This window comes from Serratia sp. CoH_122_TC_1, from assembly GCF_058191755.1.
In genome coordinates, this window is record NZ_JBXWLA010000001.1 from 248,070 (window position 1) to 269,469 (window position 21,400).

Consider the following 21,400-nt stretch of genomic DNA (forward strand, 5'->3'; position numbering starts at 1 on the left):
CGGGCCGCTAACCGACCCGTACATTTCATGATTAAAGCTTATCAAGCAGTTTTTTCAGATCCTGGCCTTCGCGCGAATCCTTGTTCTTATCAGCCCACTTATTCAGCGCCTCTTTCGCCCTGTCCTGCAGCGTTTTACGCAGTATCTGATCAACCTGTAACTGGTAGTTGAGCTGGCTCCACGGGCCGTAAACACGCAGCGGGATAGGCGTTTTCTGCAGCTGTTCGATCAGATCGCTACGCCCTTGCCAACCACCCGTTACTCGTACATTCAGCGCCATATCACACTGCTTACCTGGCATATCCACCGTACCGCTACCACTCAGATTCAACAATGGCGAATCTGCACCCAACTCGGTGAATTTTACCGTACCGCTATTCAAACTCGCTTTTGCCGACAGTTGCTTCACTTCGGTATAACGTTGGTAATCTTTCTGCCCACTCACGCTGCTGTCGTTGCGTGCCACCGCTTGCTGAATCAACTGCTGAATATTCAGGCCATGCAGTTGCGCATCTTGCATTGTCAATTGAGCGGTTCCTTGCCAACGCCGCTCAAACGACTGTGATGTCAAGCGATCGCCCGTCAAATCCCCTTGCATACTAAGTTTGCCGGTTAATACCTGTGGCATGTCGAACGCTTTCAGTACAGTGCCCAACTCAACCTGCCGCACTACCGGCTTCACGGCGATCACTGGCCGGCTGTGGCGTGCATCCAGCGAGCCAGGCAACGCGAAATCGCCCCCGGCCAGCTGCCCCGAGAGTGAATGTACCGTCAGCAAACCCTGCTGGTTTTCCGCTTGCGTTGATAAATGAACAATATTCATGCCGCGATAGGTGAGTTGATCAACGCTCAAATTAAGCTGTGCGTTAAAGTCACGCAGTACTTCAAGATTTTGCTGTGGATCGTCCATTTGATTGGCAATCACTGGCGCAGATGTCGTGCCTGGTGTTTGCTGTTCTTGTGTACTGGACTTGGACTGCCAACCAGAAAGTGCGTCCAAATCTACTGCCGTGGATGTCAAATTCAACACATAGGCAGGCACGTCACCCATCTGCACGCTGGCCCCGCCCGAGAATTGGCTGTCATTGGCGCTGAGGGTCAGCTGGCTTAACGCGACTTGCTGCGGCATTTGTTGGTACACCATCTGAGCGCTGCCATCACCCTTGATGCCACCGGCCAAAATATCCGCACCTTCAAGTTGGTAATTGAATTGGCTGATATTGGCCGCAATGCGTCGCGGATATTGCTGCAGATCGATATCCGCCACCATGTTGAAAGTCAGATCGCGTTGATCACGGTTCACCCGGCTGGAAAGTTCCATTTGCGCCTGGCGTTTGGCATTTTGCTTCAAGGTGAGATTAATATCGCGAACGTTGATTTGTTCGTTGTTGGCGCGCTGCCAGATCAGCAGACTGTCCACAACCTTCAGATTATCAATGTCAAACTTCCATGGCGTATCTACCGACTCTGCAGAATTGCCCGCAGGCGCGATAGGTGCATTGGGTTGATTTTGTTCTTCGCTGTCGGGCGTAAGGCGGATGACGGCATTTTTCAGCATTACCTGTTTCACAAACAGCTGATGCGACAACAACGGCAGCAATTTAACGTCAAGGCGCATATTATCCGCGCTCACCACTGGCGCGTTGGCCCCAGGTGCGGTCAGCGTCATGCGCCCTGCCAGAATGCTGAGCTGCGGCCAAATATGCCAGCGCAGATCGCCATCCAATGTCAGATGATAACCGCTCTTTTGTTCGACCTTCGTAACCATATAGGCACGAAAATCATTCGGATTAACCAAAAGCACCAGCGCGGATATTCCGGCCACCAGCACCACCAGTAAAATCGCCAAAGTCGTCAGTAATCTTCTCATGCCATCCTCTTGTCAGCGCCACACTAACCCGACCACCAGCGCGGTTAGTCCTTGTCAATTCGACTGGCTACTGCACCCTGTTGATCGCGGTATTTTGCATCCTGGCGGCTATTGTAAGGACGTGCTGCCGGTCCGGACAACGGTTCAAAGCTTAACGCACCGATCAGCATACCCGGACGCAATGCCAGCGGCAGCTTACCCGAATTATAGAACTCCAGAACAATGCGGCCCTGCCAGCCCGGATCGATACGGTGTGCGGTTACGTGAACCATCAACCCCAAACGCGCCAAGGAGGAGCGGCCGTCCAGCCAACCCACCAGATCGTTCGGCAACGTTACCGACTCCAACGTCACTGCCAGTGCCAGCTCACCCGGGTGCAGGAAGAAGGCCTCACCTTCTGGCAGAACGATTTCATCACTCATCACGCGGTCCAACGCAGCGCTGACTTCATCTTTCGGGCCACTCAGATCGATAAATGCCGCAGTATGACCGCGGAACACACGGAACTGATTGCCTAAACGGACATCCACTGTGGCCCCGTTAATACGCTCAATCGGCGGACGCGGTGAAATCACCAGTTTTTCACAATCCAGCCAGGCTTCTATATCAAGGTCGCACAGTCTCATCTCTTCATCTCCATCAAGGCGTGTCACTAAAACAAAAATTGCCACACAACGGGCGAAAGGTCTACGCCGCAGCGTAAATAGTTGCCCGCAGGCCGGAAACCAGGGGTTTCCGGCCATTGAGCAGCATTACTCAAAGAATTGGCTAATTTTGGCTTTTAGAATGTCGATCGCAATACGGTTTTTCCCACCGCGTGGAACGATAATGTCGGCGTATTGTTTGGAAGGCTCGATAAACTGCAGGAACATAGGGCGGACGGTTTTCTGGTATTGCGCCATCACCGAATCCATCGAACGGCCACGTTCATTCACGTCACGCTTCATTCGACGCATCAAGCAAATGTCCAGCGGCGTATCGACAAAAATCGAGAAATTCATTTCCTGACGCAGACGGATATCCGTCAACAGCAGGATCCCCTCAAGAATAATCACCTTTTTAGGTTCCAGGTGAATGGTCTCTTTCTTGCGTGTATGTTCAGTGTAACTGTACAGCGGTAACTCTATCGCCCTGCCCGATTTCAGCATTTGCAAATGCTGGAACAGCAGGTTGTGATCCATGGCATTCGGGTGGTCATAGTTTGTTTTGACCCGTTCTTCCATGGTCAGATGAGTCTGGTCTTTGTAGTAACTGTCTTCAGGAATCACGCCGATGTGTTCATCGCCAACCTGATCGCGAAGTTCACGATATAACGTACTGGCGATAAGGCTTTTTCCGGAGGCAGATGCGCCAGCTATACCAATAATGACGCACTGATGCGGCTTGTCAGTCATAAAATTAAAGACCTGATTTCGTAGTGTGAAGGAGGGGAACTAAAACGCGACAATTATAGGGAGTTAGCGGGCATTGCGCCAGACTATATTGTTGCCAACGGGGCGCTATCTCTGGTTATTTCGCCATAAGTGGCATTCATCGGTTTTAAGATTATTGCGCCTAGGGCAATTCGGCGTCACAGGGTAAACTCCGTGGCTTGATAATTATCCTTGAAATAGGATTTTGCATTTCACCGGAGACTAACGTGCTGGACTGGCATTTTTTGACATTTTTTGGCGACAGCATGTTGCTGTTGCCCTGCTCGCTGATTCTTTTTGCCGTACTTGTTGCCTCACGCGCGACCCGTACCGCTGGCTGGCAATGGGCGCTGATCTTCGGTAGTGCTGGCGGTATAGTCTGTGCTTCAAAACTGGCCTTTATGGGCTGGGGTATTGGCATAGAACGTTATGATTTTACCGGATTTAGCGGCCACTCCGCGTTGGCGGCCAGTATCTGGCCAGTTCTGCTCTGGACGCTGACCGGGCGTTTTTCACATGCCGTACGCAGCATGGCGCTGATTGTGGGGCTGGTATTGCCTGTCACCATAGGACTATCGCGGTTAGCTATCCACGTACATTCTCCTTCGGAAGTGGTGAGCGGCCTGATACTTGGCTATCTGGCCAGTACGCTATTTTTGTGGTTGCAGCACGGCAAACCTCGCCCTCAGCTTTCTACACCGCAGATTGTCGTTGCATTGGCCTTGCCAATGGCACTGATGGGAGTACGGGAACCTGCACCAACGCAAGGATTGCTGGAACATATTGCTACTGTATTGGCGCAGGTAGAGCGCCCGTATACGCGGGCGGACTTGCACAAACACGTTATTACGCCATAAACAAAACCCCGGAACTTATCCGGGGTTTTGTTTTTAAGCCAGCAGTGTGTGATTACAACGCGCGGAAAGAAATTTCCGTCGGGATCGCTTCACCCTGCCAGTACATTTGCGCGGCAACACGACCGGCAAGTTGACGGTACAGTTCGGCAAACTCACTGTCCGGGCGGCTGATCACCGTCGGCTCGCCGCGATCCAAATCCTCGCGCAGTGAAATATGCAGCGGTAATTGCCCCAACAGCCGACTGTTATATTTCTTCACCAGCTTCTCAGCCCCACCGGTCCCAAAGATGGGCTCGTGATGACCGCAATTGCTGCAAATATGCACGCTCATGTTTTCCACGATGCCCAAAACCGGCACGTGAACTTTTTCGAACATGACAATACCTTTAGCAGCGTCAAGCAACGCGATGTCCTGCGGTGTGGTCACCACTAAAGCCCCGGTAACCGGGATATTCTGCGACAATGTCAACTGGATATCGCCGGTGCCTGGTGGCATATCCAGCACTAAATAGTCCAGATCCGGCCAAAGCGTGTCCTGCAACAGTTGCATCAGCGCTTTACTGGCCATAGGCCCACGCCAGACCATGGCGTTATCGTCAGTCACCAGATAACCAATCGAATTGGTTGCCAGGCCATGCGCCACTATCGGCGCCATGTGCTGGCCGTCTGGTGACGTTGGGCGTTCATTTTCAGTGCCCAGCATATTCGGGATCGACGGGCCATAGATGTCAGCGTCCAAAATACCGACTTTGGCCCCTTCCGCTGCCAGCGCTAATGCCAGGTTAACCGCCGTAGTGGATTTACCCACCCCGCCTTTACCGGAACTGATAGCAATAATATTACGCACGCCTTTGATGCCGGCCTGATCGTTCGCACGTTTCAACGTGGTGATATCGTGCTTCAGTTTCCAGTCGACAGCCTCAGCGCCGGTCACGCGCAGTAACTCTGCACTGACGGTGTCCTTCAGCACCTCGAAACCGCTCTGCCAGGCGAATGGCATGGTCAATTCAATATGCAGTACATCGTCCAGCAGCGCGCAATGGTGAATGGCCTTCAGCGCAGTCAGATTGTTTTTTAACGTCGGGTGTTCAAAGGCGGCCAATACTCCGGTCACCAGGGCACGCAGAACTTCGGGGTTAGTCTGCTCAGGGGATTTTGCGCTCATCCCGGCTCCTTGATTTTGAATGGATAGCTTCCCGTCTAGCATATCAGAACTGCGCGCCCGCCGACGCATCTCTGCATAAAGAAACCGCCCTAGCCGTAGCGGGCACGATCGGGTAACATCGAAGACCCTTTTTATTCATTACAGAAACCAAGTTCTCACTATGGCTCAAGTCGCGAAAAAATTATTGGTGACGTGCGCGCTACCGTACGCAAATGGTTCCATCCATCTCGGCCACATGCTCGAGCACATCCAGGCAGATATCTGGGTTCGTTACCAACGAATGCGCGGCCACGAGGTTCATTTCATCTGTGCGGACGACGCGCACGGCACGCCGATCATGCTGAAAGCTCAGCAGTTAGGCATTCAGCCAGAAGAAATGATTGCGGAAATGAGCCAGGAGCACCAACAGGATTTCGCCGGTTTTGGCATCAGCTATGATAACTATCATTCAACCCATAGCGATGAGAACCGTGAGCTGTCGAGCCTGATTTATGGTCGCCTGAAAGAAAACGGCTTTATTAAAAACCGGACAATTTCTCAGCTGTACGATCCGGAGAAAGGCATGTTCCTGCCTGACCGCTTCGTAAAAGGCACCTGCCCAAAATGCAAATCACCGGATCAATACGGTGATAACTGTGAAGTTTGCGGTGCAACCTACAGCCCGACCGAGCTGATCGATCCGAAATCCGTGGTCTCTGGCGCTACGCCGGTATTACGCGATTCCGAGCACTTCTTCTTTGATCTGCCTGAGTTCAGCGCCATGCTGCAAGCCTGGACCCGTTCAGGTGCGCTGCAAGAACAGGTTGCCAACAAGATGCAGGAGTGGTTTGAATCCGGTCTGCAACAGTGGGATATTTCACGCGATGCGCCGTATTTCGGCTTTGAGATCCCAGACGCACCTGGCAAATACTTCTACGTCTGGCTGGATGCGCCAATCGGCTACATGGGCTCATTCAAAAACCTGTGCGACAAGCGTGGCGATCTGGACTTTGACGAATTCTGGCGCAAAGACTCCACCACCGAGCTGTACCACTTTATCGGTAAGGACATCGTTTATTTCCACAGCCTGTTCTGGCCAGCAATGCTGGAAGGCAGTAACTTCCGCAAACCGACCAACCTGTTCGTACACGGTTACGTGACGGTGAACGGCGCCAAGATGTCCAAGTCTCGCGGCACCTTTATCAAGGCCGGTACCTATCTGCAACACCTGGATGCCGATTGCCTGCGTTACTACTATGCCGCCAAGCTGTCTTCACGCATTGACGATATCGACCTGAATCTGGAAGATTTCGTGCAGCGCGTGAACGCCGACATCGTCAATAAAGTGGTGAACCTGGCTTCTCGCAACGCTGGCTTTATCAATAAACGCTTTGGTGGCCAACTGGCCGACAAACTGGCTGACCCTGCGCTGTACCAAACCTTCGTTGACGCGGCGCAAAGTATTGCCGACGCCTATGCCAGCCGTGAGTCTGGCCGGGCAATCCGCGAAATCATGGCGTTGGCCGATCTGGCTAACCGTTATGTGGATGAGCAGGCACCCTGGGTTGTGGCGAAACAAGAAGGCCGCGATGCCGACTTACAAGCCATCTGTTCAATGGGCATCAACCTGTTCCGTGTATTGATGACCTACCTGAAGCCAGTGCTGCCGTCGCTGAGCGAACGTACCGAAGCTTTCCTCAACTGTGAGCTTAGCTGGGATAGCATTCAGCAGCCGTTACTGAGCCATCAGGTCAATCCATTCAAAGCGCTGTTCAACCGTATCGATCTGGACAAAGTCAATGAAATGGTAAGCGCGTCGAAAGAAGACATGACGGCGGCTAAAGTTGTCACCGGTCCGCTGGCTGACGATCCCATTCAGGATACGATCACTTTTGACGATTTCGCCAAGGTTGATATGCGTATCGCACTGATCAAAAGTGCCGACTTTGTTGAAGGCTCGGATAAGTTGCTTAAGCTGCAGTTGGATCTGGGCGGTGAAACGCGTCAGATCTTCTCAGGCATTCGCTCCGCTTACCCAGAACCCAAAGCGCTTGAAGGCCGCCTGACCATCATGGTTGCCAACCTTGCACCACGCAAAATGCGCTTTGGTATTTCCGAAGGTATGGTGATGGCTGCCGGCCCAGGTGGAAAAGAGATCTTCCTGCTTAGCCCGGACAGCGGCGCACAACCAGGGATGCAGGTGAAATAACACCTTTTCTCCTGCCATAAGGGTCGAGCTTGCTCGGCCCTTTTTATTTGCATTCCCTCACGTTAACGCCTCACCGTCTCGTTCAGCGAAGGGCAATGCCAGATCCATTGCCCGTTACGGGGCTCCGATATTACAAGTAGACGTCCGGAAGGAAAGACTGCTATAAATAGCGTCTTACCGGGATAGATCTCACCTGCTTTCGGAGCCAATAATAATGAAAACCTTAAAGACCCCGCTGCTGGCTATTGGCCTGCTGACCGTTTTGCCGCTGTTCGCGGCAGAAACACCCACGCCAGTACCTGCGGCCATCGCGCAACATCAGGGACCGATCCGTATTGCGGTAATCCGTAATTTGGGATCTGACGACAACACCACCCAGTTTCTCGCCGGTACGCTTCAGGAGGGTCGGAAGCTGGGCTTTAAGGTCGATACCTTTCTCAGCAATGGTGATGATGCACGTTTCCAAGATTTCGTAAACCAAGCCATCAGCCAGAAATATGACGGTATTATCCTCTCGCAGGGGCGCGCGCCTTATTCGACCGAGCTGGTCAAACGCATTGCCGCAGCAGGCATTGCCGTATCCGCATTTGATACCGATATCAGCGGCAGTATTCCTGGCGTCACAATTTCACAGCAAGATGACGCCTCGCTGGCGAATGAGTCCTTCGGACAGTTGATCAAGGACTTCAACGGCAAAGCCAATATTATCAAGCTCTGGGTCGCTGGCTTCCCGCCGATGGAGCGCCGTCAGGCAGCCTATCAACAGTTGCTGAAACAAAATCCGGGCATTCATGAGCTGGAATCGATTGGTGCTGTCTCATCCGACGTACAAGGGGATACCGCCAATAAAGTGGGTGCTGTACTGGCCAAATACCCGAAAGGCAAGATTGACGCTATCTGGGGCACCTGGGACGCCTTCAGCCAAGGGGCTTATAAAGCGCTGAAAGAAAACGGCCGCACCGAAATCAAACTCTACAGCATCGACATATCCAATCAGGATCTGCAACTGATGCGCGAGGCCAACAGCCCATGGAAAGTCAGCGTGGCAGTGGATACCAAGCTCATTGGTGCAGTCAACTTACGTTTGGTGGCGAACAAAATTGCCGGCGAACCGACGCCGGCAACCTACGAATTTAAAGCCGCATCTATCCCGCAGGCACTCCTGGTCAGTCAGCCTGGTCCTGTCAGTGTCGCCAGTTTGGCTAAAATTATTCCGGGCTGGGGCAGCAGCGATGCTTTCATCCAGCCTTGGTTCGCCACGTTGCAGGCCAAAACAGGCCAATGAGCCCATTCCTCTGAGGCTATTCCGGTAGCCTCTTTTTTCACACAATTGCCTATTCCCCCCTTCTTTGTTGGTTAAAATACGCTATGTTATCCCTATTGGGTTAATAACTGTATGCATGAACAGGTCTGACATGAAGGGATTCCCACCACTGATTAACGCACTGCTGGCGAGTTCGCTGGTCTTAACCATCGGCCGCGGCGTGACTCTGCCATTCATTACCATTTATCTTACCGGGCATTTTCACCTGCTGCCGAAAAGTGTCGGGATTATTCTGGGCATCAGTCTGGCAATCGGTATTTTCGCCAGTTTGTACGGCGGCTACCTGGTGGATAAATTCAACAAGAACACGCTCATTCTGACGTCCATTCTGCTGTTTGCCCTGAGCTTTTTCGCTATCCCTTGGATCCCGCGTCCGGGCGGCATCATTGTGGTGTTGGCTATCCTGCATACTGCCTATTCCGTACTGGGCATTACTATCAAGGCCTGTTTTGCCGACTGGCTGCCGGTTGCACAGCGTATCAAAGCCTTTTCCATCAACTACACGCTGGTGAACGTGGGTTGGGCGGTAGGTTCATCACTGGGCGTGATGGTGGCAGGGCTGAACCCATTGTTACCTTTCTACCTTTCCGGCGGGTTGGCTTTACTCACGGTGACAACCTTGAATTTTAGCCTGCGCCGACAGCGCGTTCCCTCCCCACCAGCAAGCGATGTGATACCTACCGCACCGCCGAATTTCCGCCAGACGCTGAAAATCCTGCGTAACGATCGTCGGCTGATTTACTTTACCCTTGGCAGTACACTCGGGGCGGTCGTTTTCGGCCAGTTCACCGGCTATTTGTCGCAATACCTGATTACCGTTTCGAATGCAGAGTTCGCCTATCAGGTGATTGGCGCAGTGATGATCGTCAACGCCTGTATCGTTATTGCCCTGCAATATGTGCTGAGCCGAGGAATGCGTCAGGAAAACATGCTGCGCTGGCTGGCGCTGGGCACGCTATTTTTCATTCTGGGGCTGCTGGGGTTTTGGTTGGCAGGGCAATCGCTCTGGCTCTGGATCGCGGCCATGGCGGTATTCACATTGGGGGAAATCATTGTGATCCCTGTGGAGTATATGTTTATCGATTTTATCGCGCCGCAGCATCTCAAAGGCAGCTACTACGGCGTGCAAAACCTCAGTGCATTGGGCGGCGCCATCAATCCGGTGCTGTGCGGGTTTATTCTCAGCTACACGGCACCATACATGATGTTTATGATGTTAATAGCCGCCGCGTTATTTAGCCTGTTATTCTTTTTCCTCGGGCACCGCCTGGCGCAAAAACAGCAGTTGGACACCCATAATGCTGTCAGTGCAGAATGAGCATGCGGCTTAATGACGACTGTCAACCGGCTCAATCGGCATAGTCGTCATAGAGCGAATTCATGGTGTGATTTGTGGCTAAGGTCACAGTTTAATTGTATGATGAATGCATCGGTTAAACAGGATTAAGTTATGACCAAGCTACTCACTCTGTGCTGGAAATACCTGAGGGCAATCGCCCTTATCTACCTTTGTTTGTTTATTGGCAATGCGCTCGCGGCAGTGTTGCCGATCGCCATTCCCGGCAGCATTATCGGTATGTTGCTACTGTTCGCCCTGCTTTCCACACAGATTATGCCCGCCAAGTGGGTCAAACCAGGCTGTCATCTGTTGATCCGCTATATGGTGCTCTTGTTCGTGCCCATCGGTGTTGGCGTGATGAAATACTATGACCAGATTATCGAACACCTCGGCCCACTGGTGATCTCTTGCGCCGTAAGTACTCTGATGGTGTTAGTCGTTGTCGGCTATACCTCACATTATTTCCATCGGGAACGCCGCATCGTCGGCAAGTCTGATGCAGCGGAGGGCGAAAAATGATCCATGAAATCTGGTGGTCATTGCCGCTGACGCTAGCGGTCTACTTCGCAGCACGCAAGCTGGCCCAATGGCTGAATATGCCACTGCTCAACCCATTACTGGTGTCAATGGCGGTGATTATTCCCCTGCTATTGCTGACGGGCATTCCTTATGAGCGTTATTTTCAGGGCAGTAAAATCCTCAATGACTTGCTACAACCGGCCGTAGTGGCACTGGCTTACCCGCTTTATGAGCAATTGCACCAGATTCGCGCTCGCTGGAAGTCCATCATCGCCGTCTGTTTTATCGGCAGCATGACGGCCATGATCAGCGGTGGTGCTATCGCATTATGGATGGGGGCCACACCGGAGATTGCCGCGTCCATCATGCCTAAATCGGTCACGACGCCCATCGCGATGGCGGTCGCAGAATCACTTGGCGGCATTCCGGCGATCAGCGCCGTCTGCGTTATCTTCGTCGGTATTCTCGGCGCCGTATTCGGGCATACCTTGTTCAAAATATTAGGCATCACGACCCGTTCGGCACGTGGGTTGGCAATGGGGACAGCATCACATGCGCTGGGCACGGCGCGCTGTGCGGAAATGGACTATCAGGAAGGTGCATTCGGCTCACTTGCGTTAGTCATCTGCGGGATCATTACCTCGCTATTGGCGCCGTTTCTGTTCCCGGTGTTGCTGCACCTGTTCGGTTGAAAGGCTTAAAACTTGCGATACGTCCCGCAATTATGCATTTCATTGCATTGATTTCATCAATAAAGAGATTTTCATCACACTTTATTCGCGCTGAGCTGCCTAGAATGTTATCCCGTTAACCTGTAGAGAGAGTTTCTATGCACCCGCGTTTTCAAACCGCTTTCGGTGAACTGCCCGCCACATTGCAATCCGCCCTATTACCTTATATTGATGCGCCTGATTTTCCGGCCATGCTTAAGGCAGAACAGGTGGATGCAATCAAGCAGCGCTGCGGGCTGGATGATGATGCTCTGGCATTTGCTCTGCTGCCCCTGGCGGCGGCCTGCTCGTTAGCCCCGATCTCCAAGTTCTATGTCGGTGCCATTGCCCGCGGACAGAGCGGCAATCTCTATTTTGGCGCCAATATGGAGTTCAGTGGCGCGCCGATGCAGCAGACCATTCATGCCGAACAGTGTTCCGTAACCCATGCCTGGCTACGCGGCGAAACCGCCCTGGTCTCCATCACGGTGAACTACACGCCTTGTGGCCACTGCCGCCAGTTTATGAACGAACTCAACAGCGGTACCGCTCTGAAAATCCGCCTGCCTGGCCGTGAACCTGCAACTCTTGGCGATTATCTGCCAGATGCCTTCGGCCCCAAAGACCTGGATATCACCACACTGCTGATGGATCGGGTCGATCACGGCTTCCAACTGACGCTAACCCACGAACTGGAAAAAGCCGCACTGGCCGCAGCCAATCAGAGCCATGCGCCCTACAGCAATGCGCACAGCGGGGTTGCGCTAGAAGCCGAAGACGGTACCATTTACACTGGCCGCTATGCTGAAAACGCCGCGTTCAACCCAAGTCTGCCTCCCCTGCAAGCCGCGTTAATTCTGATGAATGTCTCCGGCCGCGATTGCCAAAAAGTGAGCCGAGCAGTGCTGGCTGAACCGGAAAGTGCCATTCTCACGCAATGGGATGCTACGCGCGCAACGCTGGCCGCCCTCGGCTGCCAAGACGTCAGCCGCATCACGTTCTAATCCTGCCTCCTGGCGGTGCTGCCTGGCACCGCTGTTAACAGCCCCGCAAGCCGATTACAATGGCATTCACGTCTTAAAACACTTTCTTTAGTTAAATTAGGACGTGATCGTCGATAATTGCGCCAATTTACCTCATGATCCGATAACAATTGCTGTACATATTTTCCCGATCTTTTAGGATCTACCCCATAAAGTTATCCGATACGTTGAAGAGCAAAAGCCATGGAACTTGAATACGAAAGCAAACGCCCCCTCTATATCCCTTATGCTGGCCCTATTCTGCTGGAATTCCCGCTGCTGAATAAAGGCAGCGCCTTCACTGAAGAAGAACGTAGCCATTTTAACCTGCAAGGCTTACTGCCTGATGCCGTAGAAACCATTGAAGAACAAGCAGAACGCGCCTATCGCCAGTATCAGGATTTCAAAAACGACAGCGATAAGCACATTTACCTGCGTAACATTCAGGACACCAACGAAACCCTGTTCTACCGTCTGCTTGACTCACACCTGAGTGAGATGATGCCAATCATCTACACACCGACGGTGGGTGAAGCTTGTGAGCATTTCTCCGATATTTATCGCCGTGCGCGTGGGCTGTTTATTTCCTACCCGAACCGCGATCGTATTGATGACATGCTGCAAAACGCCACCAAGCAAAACGTCAAAGTGATCGTCGTCACCGACGGTGAACGCATTCTCGGCCTGGGCGACCAGGGCATCGGCGGCATGGGCATTCCTATTGGTAAGCTGTCTCTGTACACCGCCTGCGGCGGTATCAGCCCCGCCTATACCCTGCCGGTAGTGCTGGATGTCGGGACCAACAACCCACAACGCCTGAATGATCCGCTGTACATGGGTTGGCGCCACCCGCGTATTTCTGGTGATGAATACCACGCTTTCGTAGAAGAATTTATTCAGGCCGTAAAACGTCGCTGGCCGAATGTGTTGTTGCAGTTCGAAGACTTTGCGCAGAATAACGCCACCCCGCTGTTGAACCGCTACCGCAACGAAATCTGCTGCTTTAACGACGATATTCAGGGTACCGCAGCCGTCACGCTTGGCAGCCTGATCGCCGCCAGCCGTGCGGCGGGCAGGCAATTGCGTGATCAGACCGTAACCTTCCTTGGTGCAGGTTCCGCCGGTTGTGGTATTGCCGAGCAAATTATTGCGCAGATGAAATCCGAAGGCCTGAGCGAAGATGAAGCCCGCGCGCGCGTCTTTATGGTCGACCGTTTTGGCCTGCTGACCGACAAGCTGCCTAACCTGCTCGATTTCCAAAGCAAGCTGGTGCAAAAAAGCGAAAATCTGGTCGAATGGCAGACAGAAAGCGATGCCATTTCACTGCTGGATGTCGTACGTAACGCCAAGCCAACCATTCTGATTGGCGTGTCTGGTCAGCCGGGCCTGTTCACCGAAGAACTGATCCGCGAAATGCACAAGCATTGTTCGCGTCCGATCGTGATGCCATTGTCCAACCCGACTTCCCGCGTGGAAGCGCGCCCGGAAGACATCATCAACTGGACCGATGGCGCAGCGTTAGTGGCAACCGGCAGCCCATTCGCCCCCGTGAGCTATAAAGACCAGCTGTTCCCTATCGCCCAGTGCAACAACTCCTATATCTTCCCAGGGATTGGTTTGGGCGTTCTGGCCTCCGGTGCCACACGCGTTACCGATGCCATGTTGATGGCCGCGAGCCGCGCACTGGCTGAATGTTCGCCGTTAGCGACCGATGGACATGGTGCCTTATTGCCGGATATCGATGATATTCAGGGCGTGTCGAAATGCATCGCAATGGAAGTCGGTAAAGCAGCTCAACTGCAGGGAATGGCCGTCGTCACCTCTGAAGAAGCGCTGTCAAAAGCCATCGAACACAACTTCTGGCGTCCGCAATACCGCAGCTACAAGCGCACCTCATTCTGATTCTCAAATAAGGAGCTGAATAATCGTACTACCGCTCCTTAGAATGGGAACAAGAATAAAATGATGTTGGGCTCTCGACGTTGTTGCTCGAGGGCCCTTTTTAGATGAAGCAACCCGCTGCTATGACTTTATTATTCAGGACGGCGGCATATCAATGAGAGTTCGACATTGCAAAGTATTTGAGATAGAAAAGGTTGTTCTCTTCTTGCAATAGAAACATAAATAAAATTTGACATATGGTTCCAAAGATAACTAAGGAGCTTGACAGCAAAAGAGTTTCGTTGTGGCGTATCTTAGCGAATACCTCAAACATTCATAAACAGTGATGATATACGATTTTTCTGAAAATTTTGTCGTTTGGCCTGCGTAACATTCGTGGTGATAAAATGGCGTTCCGCCCCGGAGTAACTCGTACTTAGGCTTGCTAATGGCCTAACTTATTCATATTGCGCTGAGTTTCCACCACTATCGACCTCAACCTATTCTGATAATCTTGCCTAACACCACAGAATCCTTGAAAAATTTGACTTGCTATGCCTAAATACTCTCTAAATTCTGGTTTAAGGCAATCAATTTTGGGGAAAATGAGATGTCATCATTAAAGATTCATGGTTTGATATTATTTTCATTATCTGAATTTTTGTGATGCTTTGAAAAATTCCGGGTAACTATAACCTTATAGATTATAGACTGAACACAAATCCTGCTTCTCAGGGTTAAAATAGGCTTTAGGGTGTTTTATGAGTGCATTAAGCAATGCAAAGTGGGTAAGCCTGTCACAAATGGGGAAAATCTTCACCCAGTTAATGAGTATGCTTGTTCTGGCGAGATTAATCCCTCCCAATGAATTTGGCCTGATGGCCATGGCTTATGTAGTGATAAACTTTTCTCTTTTAATTCGAGACTTGGGTACTTCCGCTGCAATCGTACAACACCGTGATTTAAAAAATAGTACTATTAACGCTATATTTGGCCTCAATATTACAATGGGCACACTAATTGCCATTGCAATAGCAATATTGTCCCCCTTGATTGCTGATTTATTTAAAGAGCCACGACTGGTTGAAGTTTTACTATTACTCTCAGTGTCATTTCCGATTGCTAGTAGTGGTTCTACTCATCTGGCATTGTTAGAGAGAAATTCTAAATTCATGACCGTATCTCTGATTGAACTATCAGCGGGTATTATTTCTCTCATTGTTGCCATCGTACTTGCTTATATGGGGGCAGGTGTATACAGCCTTGTGATTTCAAATTTATTGACAGCCATCATATCTACAGCTTTCCTTTGGATAAAAAGTGACTGGCGCCCCAAAATAAATAAGATATTCAACAAAGAAGAATTAAAATTAATATTCTCTTTCAGTAGCCATCTGACATTTTTCAACTTTATAAATTATCTTTCAAGAAATGCCGACAGCATGCTCATTGGTAGATATATGAATGCGAGCATTCTAGGATCCTATTCTTTAGCTTATAGGATAATGCTATTCCCGTTGCAGAATCTAACATTTATTGCGTCCCGCTCACTATTCCCTATAATGAGTCGCCAGCAAGATAATACCGCTGAGGTTAAAAAGTTATTTCTCAAATCAGTCGATGTCATCACATTCCTCGTTTTCCCACTAATGGTCGGTTTGATCACACTGCGAGAACCTTTCTTCCATATTGCCTTTGGTCCGGAATGGGGTCTGAGTGCTGCAATAATATTGTGGTTGGCCCCTACGGGAATCGTACAATCATTGACTAGCTCTACAGGCGCAGTTCTAATGTCCAAAGGACGTTCAGGTGTATTATTAATACTTGGGGTTCTTGGCTCGATATTAATGTTAACGGCATTTATAATCGGTGTTCAGTTCGATATTATAACCCTGACCATGCTCTATTTCATTGCAAGTGTAATAAACTTTATCCCAGCGATGTCAATCACAATGAGATTACTGGGAGGAAACATATTCGAGGTTATTTCCAGACTAATTGGCCCTGCAATTTGTTCAGGGATAATGTTCGCAGCATTATACTGGTTACTTTACCACTCCAATATTGGCCTTGTTGTTGACAGCGTTTTCTCGTTAGTCTGCGTGTCATTGTTTGGAGCAGGTGTATATCTGTTGGCGTCGATACTGTTCCTGCGAGATCGAGTTGTTTATTTTAAGAAAGTTGTGCTAAAAAAGGTTTGATTTACTGTGCTGAGCCTGAAAATGCCAGGCTCAGTATGAAACTTTTATTAAACACTTCAAAATAACTCATAAAAAGTTAGGAGTTCAATTTTACTTTATTACGTACATCTTCATGTGAACTTTTCATTTTCGTGTTTAAATAAAAATCATTTTGTGATATTGTTACAAAAATTAATTTCGAACGAGCGTAATTAAAATGAACCCAAAAGTTAGTATTGTTATAGCAAGTTACAACACTGACAAATATATCGTCGAGTGTGTGAATTCTGCAAGTCAACAGGATTACGACAACATCGAAGTAATCGTTGTTAATGATGGTTCAACAGACAATACAGAAGATTTACTATCTGAACTTGCTCGCAATAACGTTAAGTTGAGAGTTTTGACCCAGAAAAACCAGGGGCAATCTATTGCCAGAAATAATGGCTCTGCCATTGCGACAGGGGAGTTTATTATCTTCCTTGATAGTGATGATTTATTTGACCCGAGTTTGGTTTCCAAGTGCATCTCTGCTCTAACATCTACAAATAGTGATATCGTCTTCTTTAATGGCGAAAGTTTTTATGATGATAGCTATGATGACAAAGCAGCAAAATTTACACCTAAATATATTCGAAATCCTAGCTTGTGTGGCGAAGTCATGGATAGCCACACCTTCTTCAAAAAATCGTGGAAACTAAAAAATTATACTGTCAGCCCTTGTATGTTCATGTCTAAAACTAAATTAGTTAGGGATAACCCTTTCTATCCCGGGATAGTACATGAGGATAACTTATTTACAACACAGATATTATTATCGAAAGTATCTACTGTTATATGCATAAGCGACATTCTGTATAAAAGGCGCATACGCAACGATTCAATTATGACATCTAAAAAGAGTGAAAAAAATGTCATTGGTTATTTAACCGTTGCAAGAAAAATGACAGTATTGCGTTCAAAAAATGATAAAGATCTTAACTCATGCCTAAATAGCTTTATTTCATTTTGTATTAGCTCCTCTATTAGTGACGCAAGAAGCCATTTCAAACGCATCCCTAATGAATTAAGAGAGGAATACTTCTCTGCCATCAAAGAGATCGGTCTCCTTAAAATAAAAAAGAAGACGCTGGCTAAGTTTATATTGTCAATTATTTAGAGGCAAAGCAAGAGCAATATTTAAAAATATAACTATTGCTCTTATGAAATAACCATTTCAGATGGCATTGTAAATAGTACACTATCTCTCGCCTAAAAATTATAAAAATGAAATTACCTTCTGAAGTTATATTTAAATTATTCATAAATACGCGGCTATGATAATTGAGAGAATAGCAAATGGTCTTAGGTCATGCCTTAAGCCTTATTGAAAACTCTTTAGTCAGAGATAGTTTAGAGCACCAACTTTGGTAACATTGCCTAAAAATGCCGCGTAATGCGCGCTTGAGAGAGGGACAAGCTTGCTTCAACCAGTCAGGTAAAGTAGCCTTGAGCCATCTTTTTTGGCCCCTGTGCGCGTAAGGCAATAACATGTGGAAACGCCTGATCATCAGCCTGTTCATCATTACTGCACTGGTGATGGCTTCAGCTCTCGCGCTTGATCGCTGGATCAGCTGGAAAACCGCGCCTTACATCTATGACGAGCTACAAGGTCTGCCCCATCGGCAAGTGGGTGTGGTACTCGGCACCGCCAAGTATTACCGTACCGGCGTAATCAACCAATATTACCGCTACCGCATTCAGGGAGCGCTCAACGCCTACAACAGCGGTAAGGTAAAATACCTGCTGTTGAGCGGTGACAATGCCCAGCAAAGCTACAACGAACCTATGACCATGCGCCGCGATTTGATTGCAGCAGGCGTGGCGCCCAGCGACATCGTGTTGGATTATGCAGGGTTCCGCACGCTGGATTCCATCGTACGTACCCGAAAAGTGTTTGATACCAACGACTTTATTATCATCACGCAACGCTTCCACTGCGAACGTGCGCTGTTTATTGCGTTGCATATGGGGATCCAGGCACAGTGTTATGCGGTACCTTCACCGAAAGATATGATGACGGTGCGTGCTCGCGAGATCTTCGCCCGTCTTGGCGCGCTGACCGATCTGTACATTCTCAAACGCGAACCCCGTTTCCTTGGCCCGCTCATCCCCATTTCCGCCATGCATACCGTACCTGAAGATGCTCAAGGTTATCCGGCGGTGTCGCCTGAACAGTTGGTTGAACTGGAACACAAGCTGGCAGCGGAAAAGCAAAAGGCCAAATAGTCTTAATCCCTCCGGTCAAAACAATAACGGCCAGCAGATGCTGGCCGTTTCCATCCCTGAACCGCGACTATTTTTTCTTGGCGTACTTCAGTGAATCCAAGGCCACGGCAAAGATAATAATGCCACCCTTGATGATGTACTGCCAGTAAGGGTTAACACCGATATAGGTGAGTCCATAGTTGATGACGGTGAAGATGATCACCCCGGTCACCACCCCCAGCACCGTCCCCACCCCGCCGGCAAAGGACACGCCCCCCACCACACACGCGGCAATCGCATCCAGCTCATACATAAAGCCAAGGTTGTTGGTGGCACTACCGATACGGCCCGCTTCCAATAACCCCCCGAAGGCATAGAATACGCCGGACAGCGCATAAATCATGATCAGGTTCAGCGGCACGTTCACGCCTGACACCTTTGCCGCCTCTGGGTTACCGCCAATAGCGAAGATATTTTTACCGAAGCGGGTCTTGTTCCACAGGATCCAGACAAAAATAATCGCAATGATGGCGTAGAAGGTAATGTACGACAGCTTAAAGTCCCCGAAACGCAGGAATCCTTGAGCAAAGGTCGAGAACTTGGGATCAAACCCCGCAACTGGGGACGCGCCGACAGAGTCGTAATACAGCGAGTTAATGCCGTACACGATGATCATGGTACCCAGCGTCGTAATAAAGGGTGTCACATTGAGATAAGCAATAATCAACCCGTTAACCAAGCCGATCACGGCGCCAACGGCACACACCAGCAGGATCACCAGCGGAATCGACCAGGTTTCCATATGCGGAAACACTTTATTGACGTTATCCATTGACTGCAATAACGTCGCCGCGATCACCGCCGCCAACCCAACCTGACGTCCGGCTGACAGGTCAGTCCCCTGCGTGACAATCAGCCCCGCTACGCCCAGTGCAATAATGATGCGCACCGAAGACTGAGTCAGGATGTTACTCAGGTTCATTAAACTGAGGAATGTCGGATCCTGGATAATAATAATTGCCAGCAGCACCAGCAATACCACGTAAATGCCACCTTCCTTAAAATAGGTGAACAAAGTTTTCTTATTCAGCGCGTTCATAATTCTGATCCTTAAAGGTGCAGGGATGCGAGACGTAAAATTTCATTTTGCGAGGTCTGTTTGGTATTAACGATGCCCGCAACCTGACCATTACTCATCACCAATATTCTGTCGGTAATTCCCAAAAGCTCCGGCATTTCAGACGAGACAATAATGATCCCCTTGCCCTTCTTCGCCAGTTCGGTCATCAATTGATAAATTTCGAATTTGGCACCAACGTCGATGCCGCGCGTCGGTTCATCCAGCATTAATATTTCCGGCTGAGTCAGCAGCCAGCGGCCGATGATCACCTTCTGCTGGTTACCGCCGGACAGCGAACCAATATTGGTATGATGACCGGGTGTTTTAACCCGCATAGCATCGATCACCCACTGGGTATCGCTTTTCATTCGCGCGTTGTCCAGCAGGCCGATTTTATTTTTATAGTTGCGGATATTGGAGATCAGCGAGTTGAAGCCAACGTCCAGATAGGCGTAAATCCCGGTGGAACGACGCTCTTCCGTCACCAAGGCAAAACCGTGGTTTATCGCTTCATTCGCGCTGTGGTTGTTGATGACTTTGCCGTGCAGCTTGATGGTACCAGCGATTTTCTCACGAATGCCGAACAGGGTTTCCACTATGTCGGTACGTTTGGCCCCCACCAGCCCGGCAATGCCGAGGATTTCCCCCTGATGCAGATCGAAGGAAACATCGCGAATCGAAGGCTGACGCAACGACGTCAGGTTCTTCACCTCCAGGATCACCTCGCCCGGCGTATTCTGCCTGTCTGGGAAGCGCTGGCTGAGCGAACGCCCCACCATCATTGAGATGATCTTGTCCATATCCAGCCCTTCCAGCGGCTGGGTGGCGATCCACTGACCATCGCGCAGAATGGTGATTTCGTCGCACAGTTGGAAGATTTCTTCCATCTTGTGCGAGATATAAACAATGCCGCAGCCGCGCTCTTTCAACTTGCGGATAATGGTGAATAAATGATTCACCTCTTTTTCCGTCAGTGACGATGTCGGCTCATCCATAATGACAATTTTAGCGTCGTAGGAGAAAGCCTTGGCAATTTCGATCATCTGCATTTGCGATACCGATAACGTCCCCACTTTATCCCGTGGGTTAATATCAATATCCAACTCGTCAAATATCGCCTGAGTGTCTTTAAGCATCTTGTCCTGATCGACAAACATGCCCTTGGTCGGGTAACGCCCCAACCACATGTTGTCCATCACGGTACGCTGCAAGACCAGGTTTAACTCTTGATGAACCATTGAAACACCGTGTTCCAATGCCTCTTTAGAGCTTTTGAAATCAACTTCCTGGCCCTGAAAAATAATACTGCCGGCATCTTTTTTATAAATGCCAAACAGGCATTTTAATAATGTCGATTTCCCCGCGCCGTTCTCCCCCATTAACGCATGAATGGAGTGCGGACGAACACGCAGATTCACATTATCCAATGCCTTGACGCCGGGAAATGACTTACTGATATCGGTCATTTCCAGTAAAAATTCGCGTGGGCTGTCGGCCATAAATACACCTGGCTTGTCGGTCTTTTAATAATAAATGCCCCGTTTGCGGCTTTCCTGGTGTTGGCGC

The 21,400-nt window shown here is 49.8% G+C and carries 17 protein-coding genes; 11 read left to right on the forward strand and 6 right to left on the reverse strand.

The window, feature by feature from the left end; genetic code table 11:
• Nucleotides 1-31 precede the first annotated feature (31 nt).
• The 3 genes from asmA to udk form a co-directional block, all read right to left on the reverse strand.
• Complete coding sequence (gene asmA, locus AC2FC2_RS01075) at nt 32-1,870, reverse strand: outer membrane assembly protein AsmA (protein WP_490658575.1); 1,839 nt, start codon at nt 1,868-1,870, stop codon at nt 32-34.
• A gap of 44 nt (nt 1,871-1,914) precedes the next feature.
• Nucleotides 1,915-2,496, reverse strand: coding sequence for a dCTP deaminase (gene dcd / locus AC2FC2_RS01080; RefSeq protein ID WP_490658576.1), 582 nt, complete (start codon nt 2,494-2,496; stop codon nt 1,915-1,917).
• Between the two features lie 126 nt (nt 2,497-2,622).
• Nucleotides 2,623-3,264 carry a uridine kinase gene (gene udk / locus AC2FC2_RS01085; RefSeq protein ID WP_490658577.1) on the reverse strand — a complete coding sequence of 214 codons (642 nt, stop codon included), beginning with the start codon at nt 3,262-3,264 and terminating at the stop codon, nt 2,623-2,625.
• 245 nt (nt 3,265-3,509) lie between these two features.
• On the opposite strand from udk, the gene AC2FC2_RS01090 reads away from it, so the two are divergent.
• Entirely contained in the window at nt 3,510-4,139 is a 630-nt protein-coding gene (locus AC2FC2_RS01090; protein ID WP_490658578.1) for a phosphatase PAP2 family protein, read from the forward strand.
• Between the two features lie 52 nt (nt 4,140-4,191).
• Here the strand turns inward: AC2FC2_RS01090 and apbC are convergent, their stop codons facing one another.
• Entirely contained in the window at nt 4,192-5,304 is a 1,113-nt protein-coding gene (gene apbC / locus AC2FC2_RS01095; protein ID WP_490658579.1) for an iron-sulfur cluster carrier protein ApbC, read from the reverse strand.
• A 160-nt stretch (nt 5,305-5,464) separates the two neighbouring features.
• On the opposite strand from apbC, the gene metG reads away from it, so the two are divergent.
• The 10 genes from metG (at nt 5,465) to sanA (ending at nt 18,735) form a co-directional block, all read left to right on the forward strand.
• Nucleotides 5,465-7,492, forward strand: coding sequence for a methionine--tRNA ligase (metG, locus tag AC2FC2_RS01100; RefSeq protein WP_490658580.1), 2,028 nt, complete (start codon nt 5,465-5,467; stop codon nt 7,490-7,492).
• A gap of 214 nt (nt 7,493-7,706) precedes the next feature.
• Nucleotides 7,707-8,777, forward strand: coding sequence for a sugar ABC transporter substrate-binding protein (locus AC2FC2_RS01105; RefSeq protein WP_265555328.1), 1,071 nt, complete (start codon nt 7,707-7,709; stop codon nt 8,775-8,777).
• A gap of 130 nt (nt 8,778-8,907) precedes the next feature.
• On the forward strand, nt 8,908-10,134 hold the full coding sequence (locus AC2FC2_RS01110) for an MFS transporter (RefSeq protein ID WP_265555330.1): 1,227 nt from the start codon (nt 8,908-8,910) through the stop codon (nt 10,132-10,134).
• Nucleotides 10,135-10,266: 132 nt separating this feature from the next.
• The gene (locus tag AC2FC2_RS01115) at nt 10,267-10,674 is read left to right on the forward strand and encodes a CidA/LrgA family protein (RefSeq protein ID WP_209632440.1); all 408 of its coding nucleotides are present in this window, start codon (nt 10,267-10,269) and stop codon (nt 10,672-10,674) included.
• Nucleotides 10,671-11,366 (forward strand): CidB/LrgB family autolysis modulator, encoded by a 696-nt coding sequence (locus AC2FC2_RS01120; protein ID WP_209632439.1) that lies wholly within the window; start codon nt 10,671-10,673, stop codon nt 11,364-11,366. The genes AC2FC2_RS01115 and AC2FC2_RS01120 overlap by 4 nt, the downstream gene beginning before the upstream one ends.
• A 137-nt stretch (nt 11,367-11,503) precedes the next feature.
• Nucleotides 11,504-12,388, forward strand: a complete 885-nt coding sequence (cdd, locus tag AC2FC2_RS01125; RefSeq protein WP_490658581.1) for a cytidine deaminase — start codon at nt 11,504-11,506, stop codon at nt 12,386-12,388.
• Nucleotides 12,389-12,610: 222 nt separating this feature from the next.
• Nucleotides 12,611-14,308 carry an NAD-dependent malic enzyme gene (locus AC2FC2_RS01130; protein ID WP_209632437.1) on the forward strand — a complete coding sequence of 566 codons (1,698 nt, stop codon included), beginning with the start codon at nt 12,611-12,613 and terminating at the stop codon, nt 14,306-14,308.
• 740 nt (nt 14,309-15,048) lie between these two features.
• Nucleotides 15,049-16,488 (forward strand): lipopolysaccharide biosynthesis protein, encoded by a 1,440-nt coding sequence (locus AC2FC2_RS01135; RefSeq protein ID WP_490658582.1) that lies wholly within the window; start codon nt 15,049-15,051, stop codon nt 16,486-16,488.
• Nucleotides 16,489-16,684: 196 nt separating this feature from the next.
• A complete protein-coding gene (locus tag AC2FC2_RS01140; protein WP_490658583.1) occupies nt 16,685-17,626 on the forward strand; it encodes a glycosyltransferase family 2 protein in 942 nt (313 codons plus the stop codon).
• A gap of 371 nt (nt 17,627-17,997) precedes the next feature.
• Complete coding sequence (gene sanA / locus AC2FC2_RS01145; protein WP_209632436.1) at nt 17,998-18,735, forward strand: outer membrane permeability protein SanA; 738 nt, start codon at nt 17,998-18,000, stop codon at nt 18,733-18,735.
• A 67-nt stretch (nt 18,736-18,802) separates the two neighbouring features.
• On the opposite strand, the gene mglC is transcribed toward sanA, so the two are convergent.
• Complete coding sequence (gene mglC / locus AC2FC2_RS01150) at nt 18,803-19,813, reverse strand: galactose/methyl galactoside ABC transporter permease MglC (RefSeq protein WP_012005998.1); 1,011 nt, start codon at nt 19,811-19,813, stop codon at nt 18,803-18,805.
• Between the two features lie 11 nt (nt 19,814-19,824).
• Complete coding sequence (gene mglA / locus AC2FC2_RS01155; protein WP_209632435.1) at nt 19,825-21,333, reverse strand: galactose/methyl galactoside ABC transporter ATP-binding protein MglA; 1,509 nt, start codon at nt 21,331-21,333, stop codon at nt 19,825-19,827.
• Nucleotides 21,334-21,400: the final 67 nt, after the last annotated feature.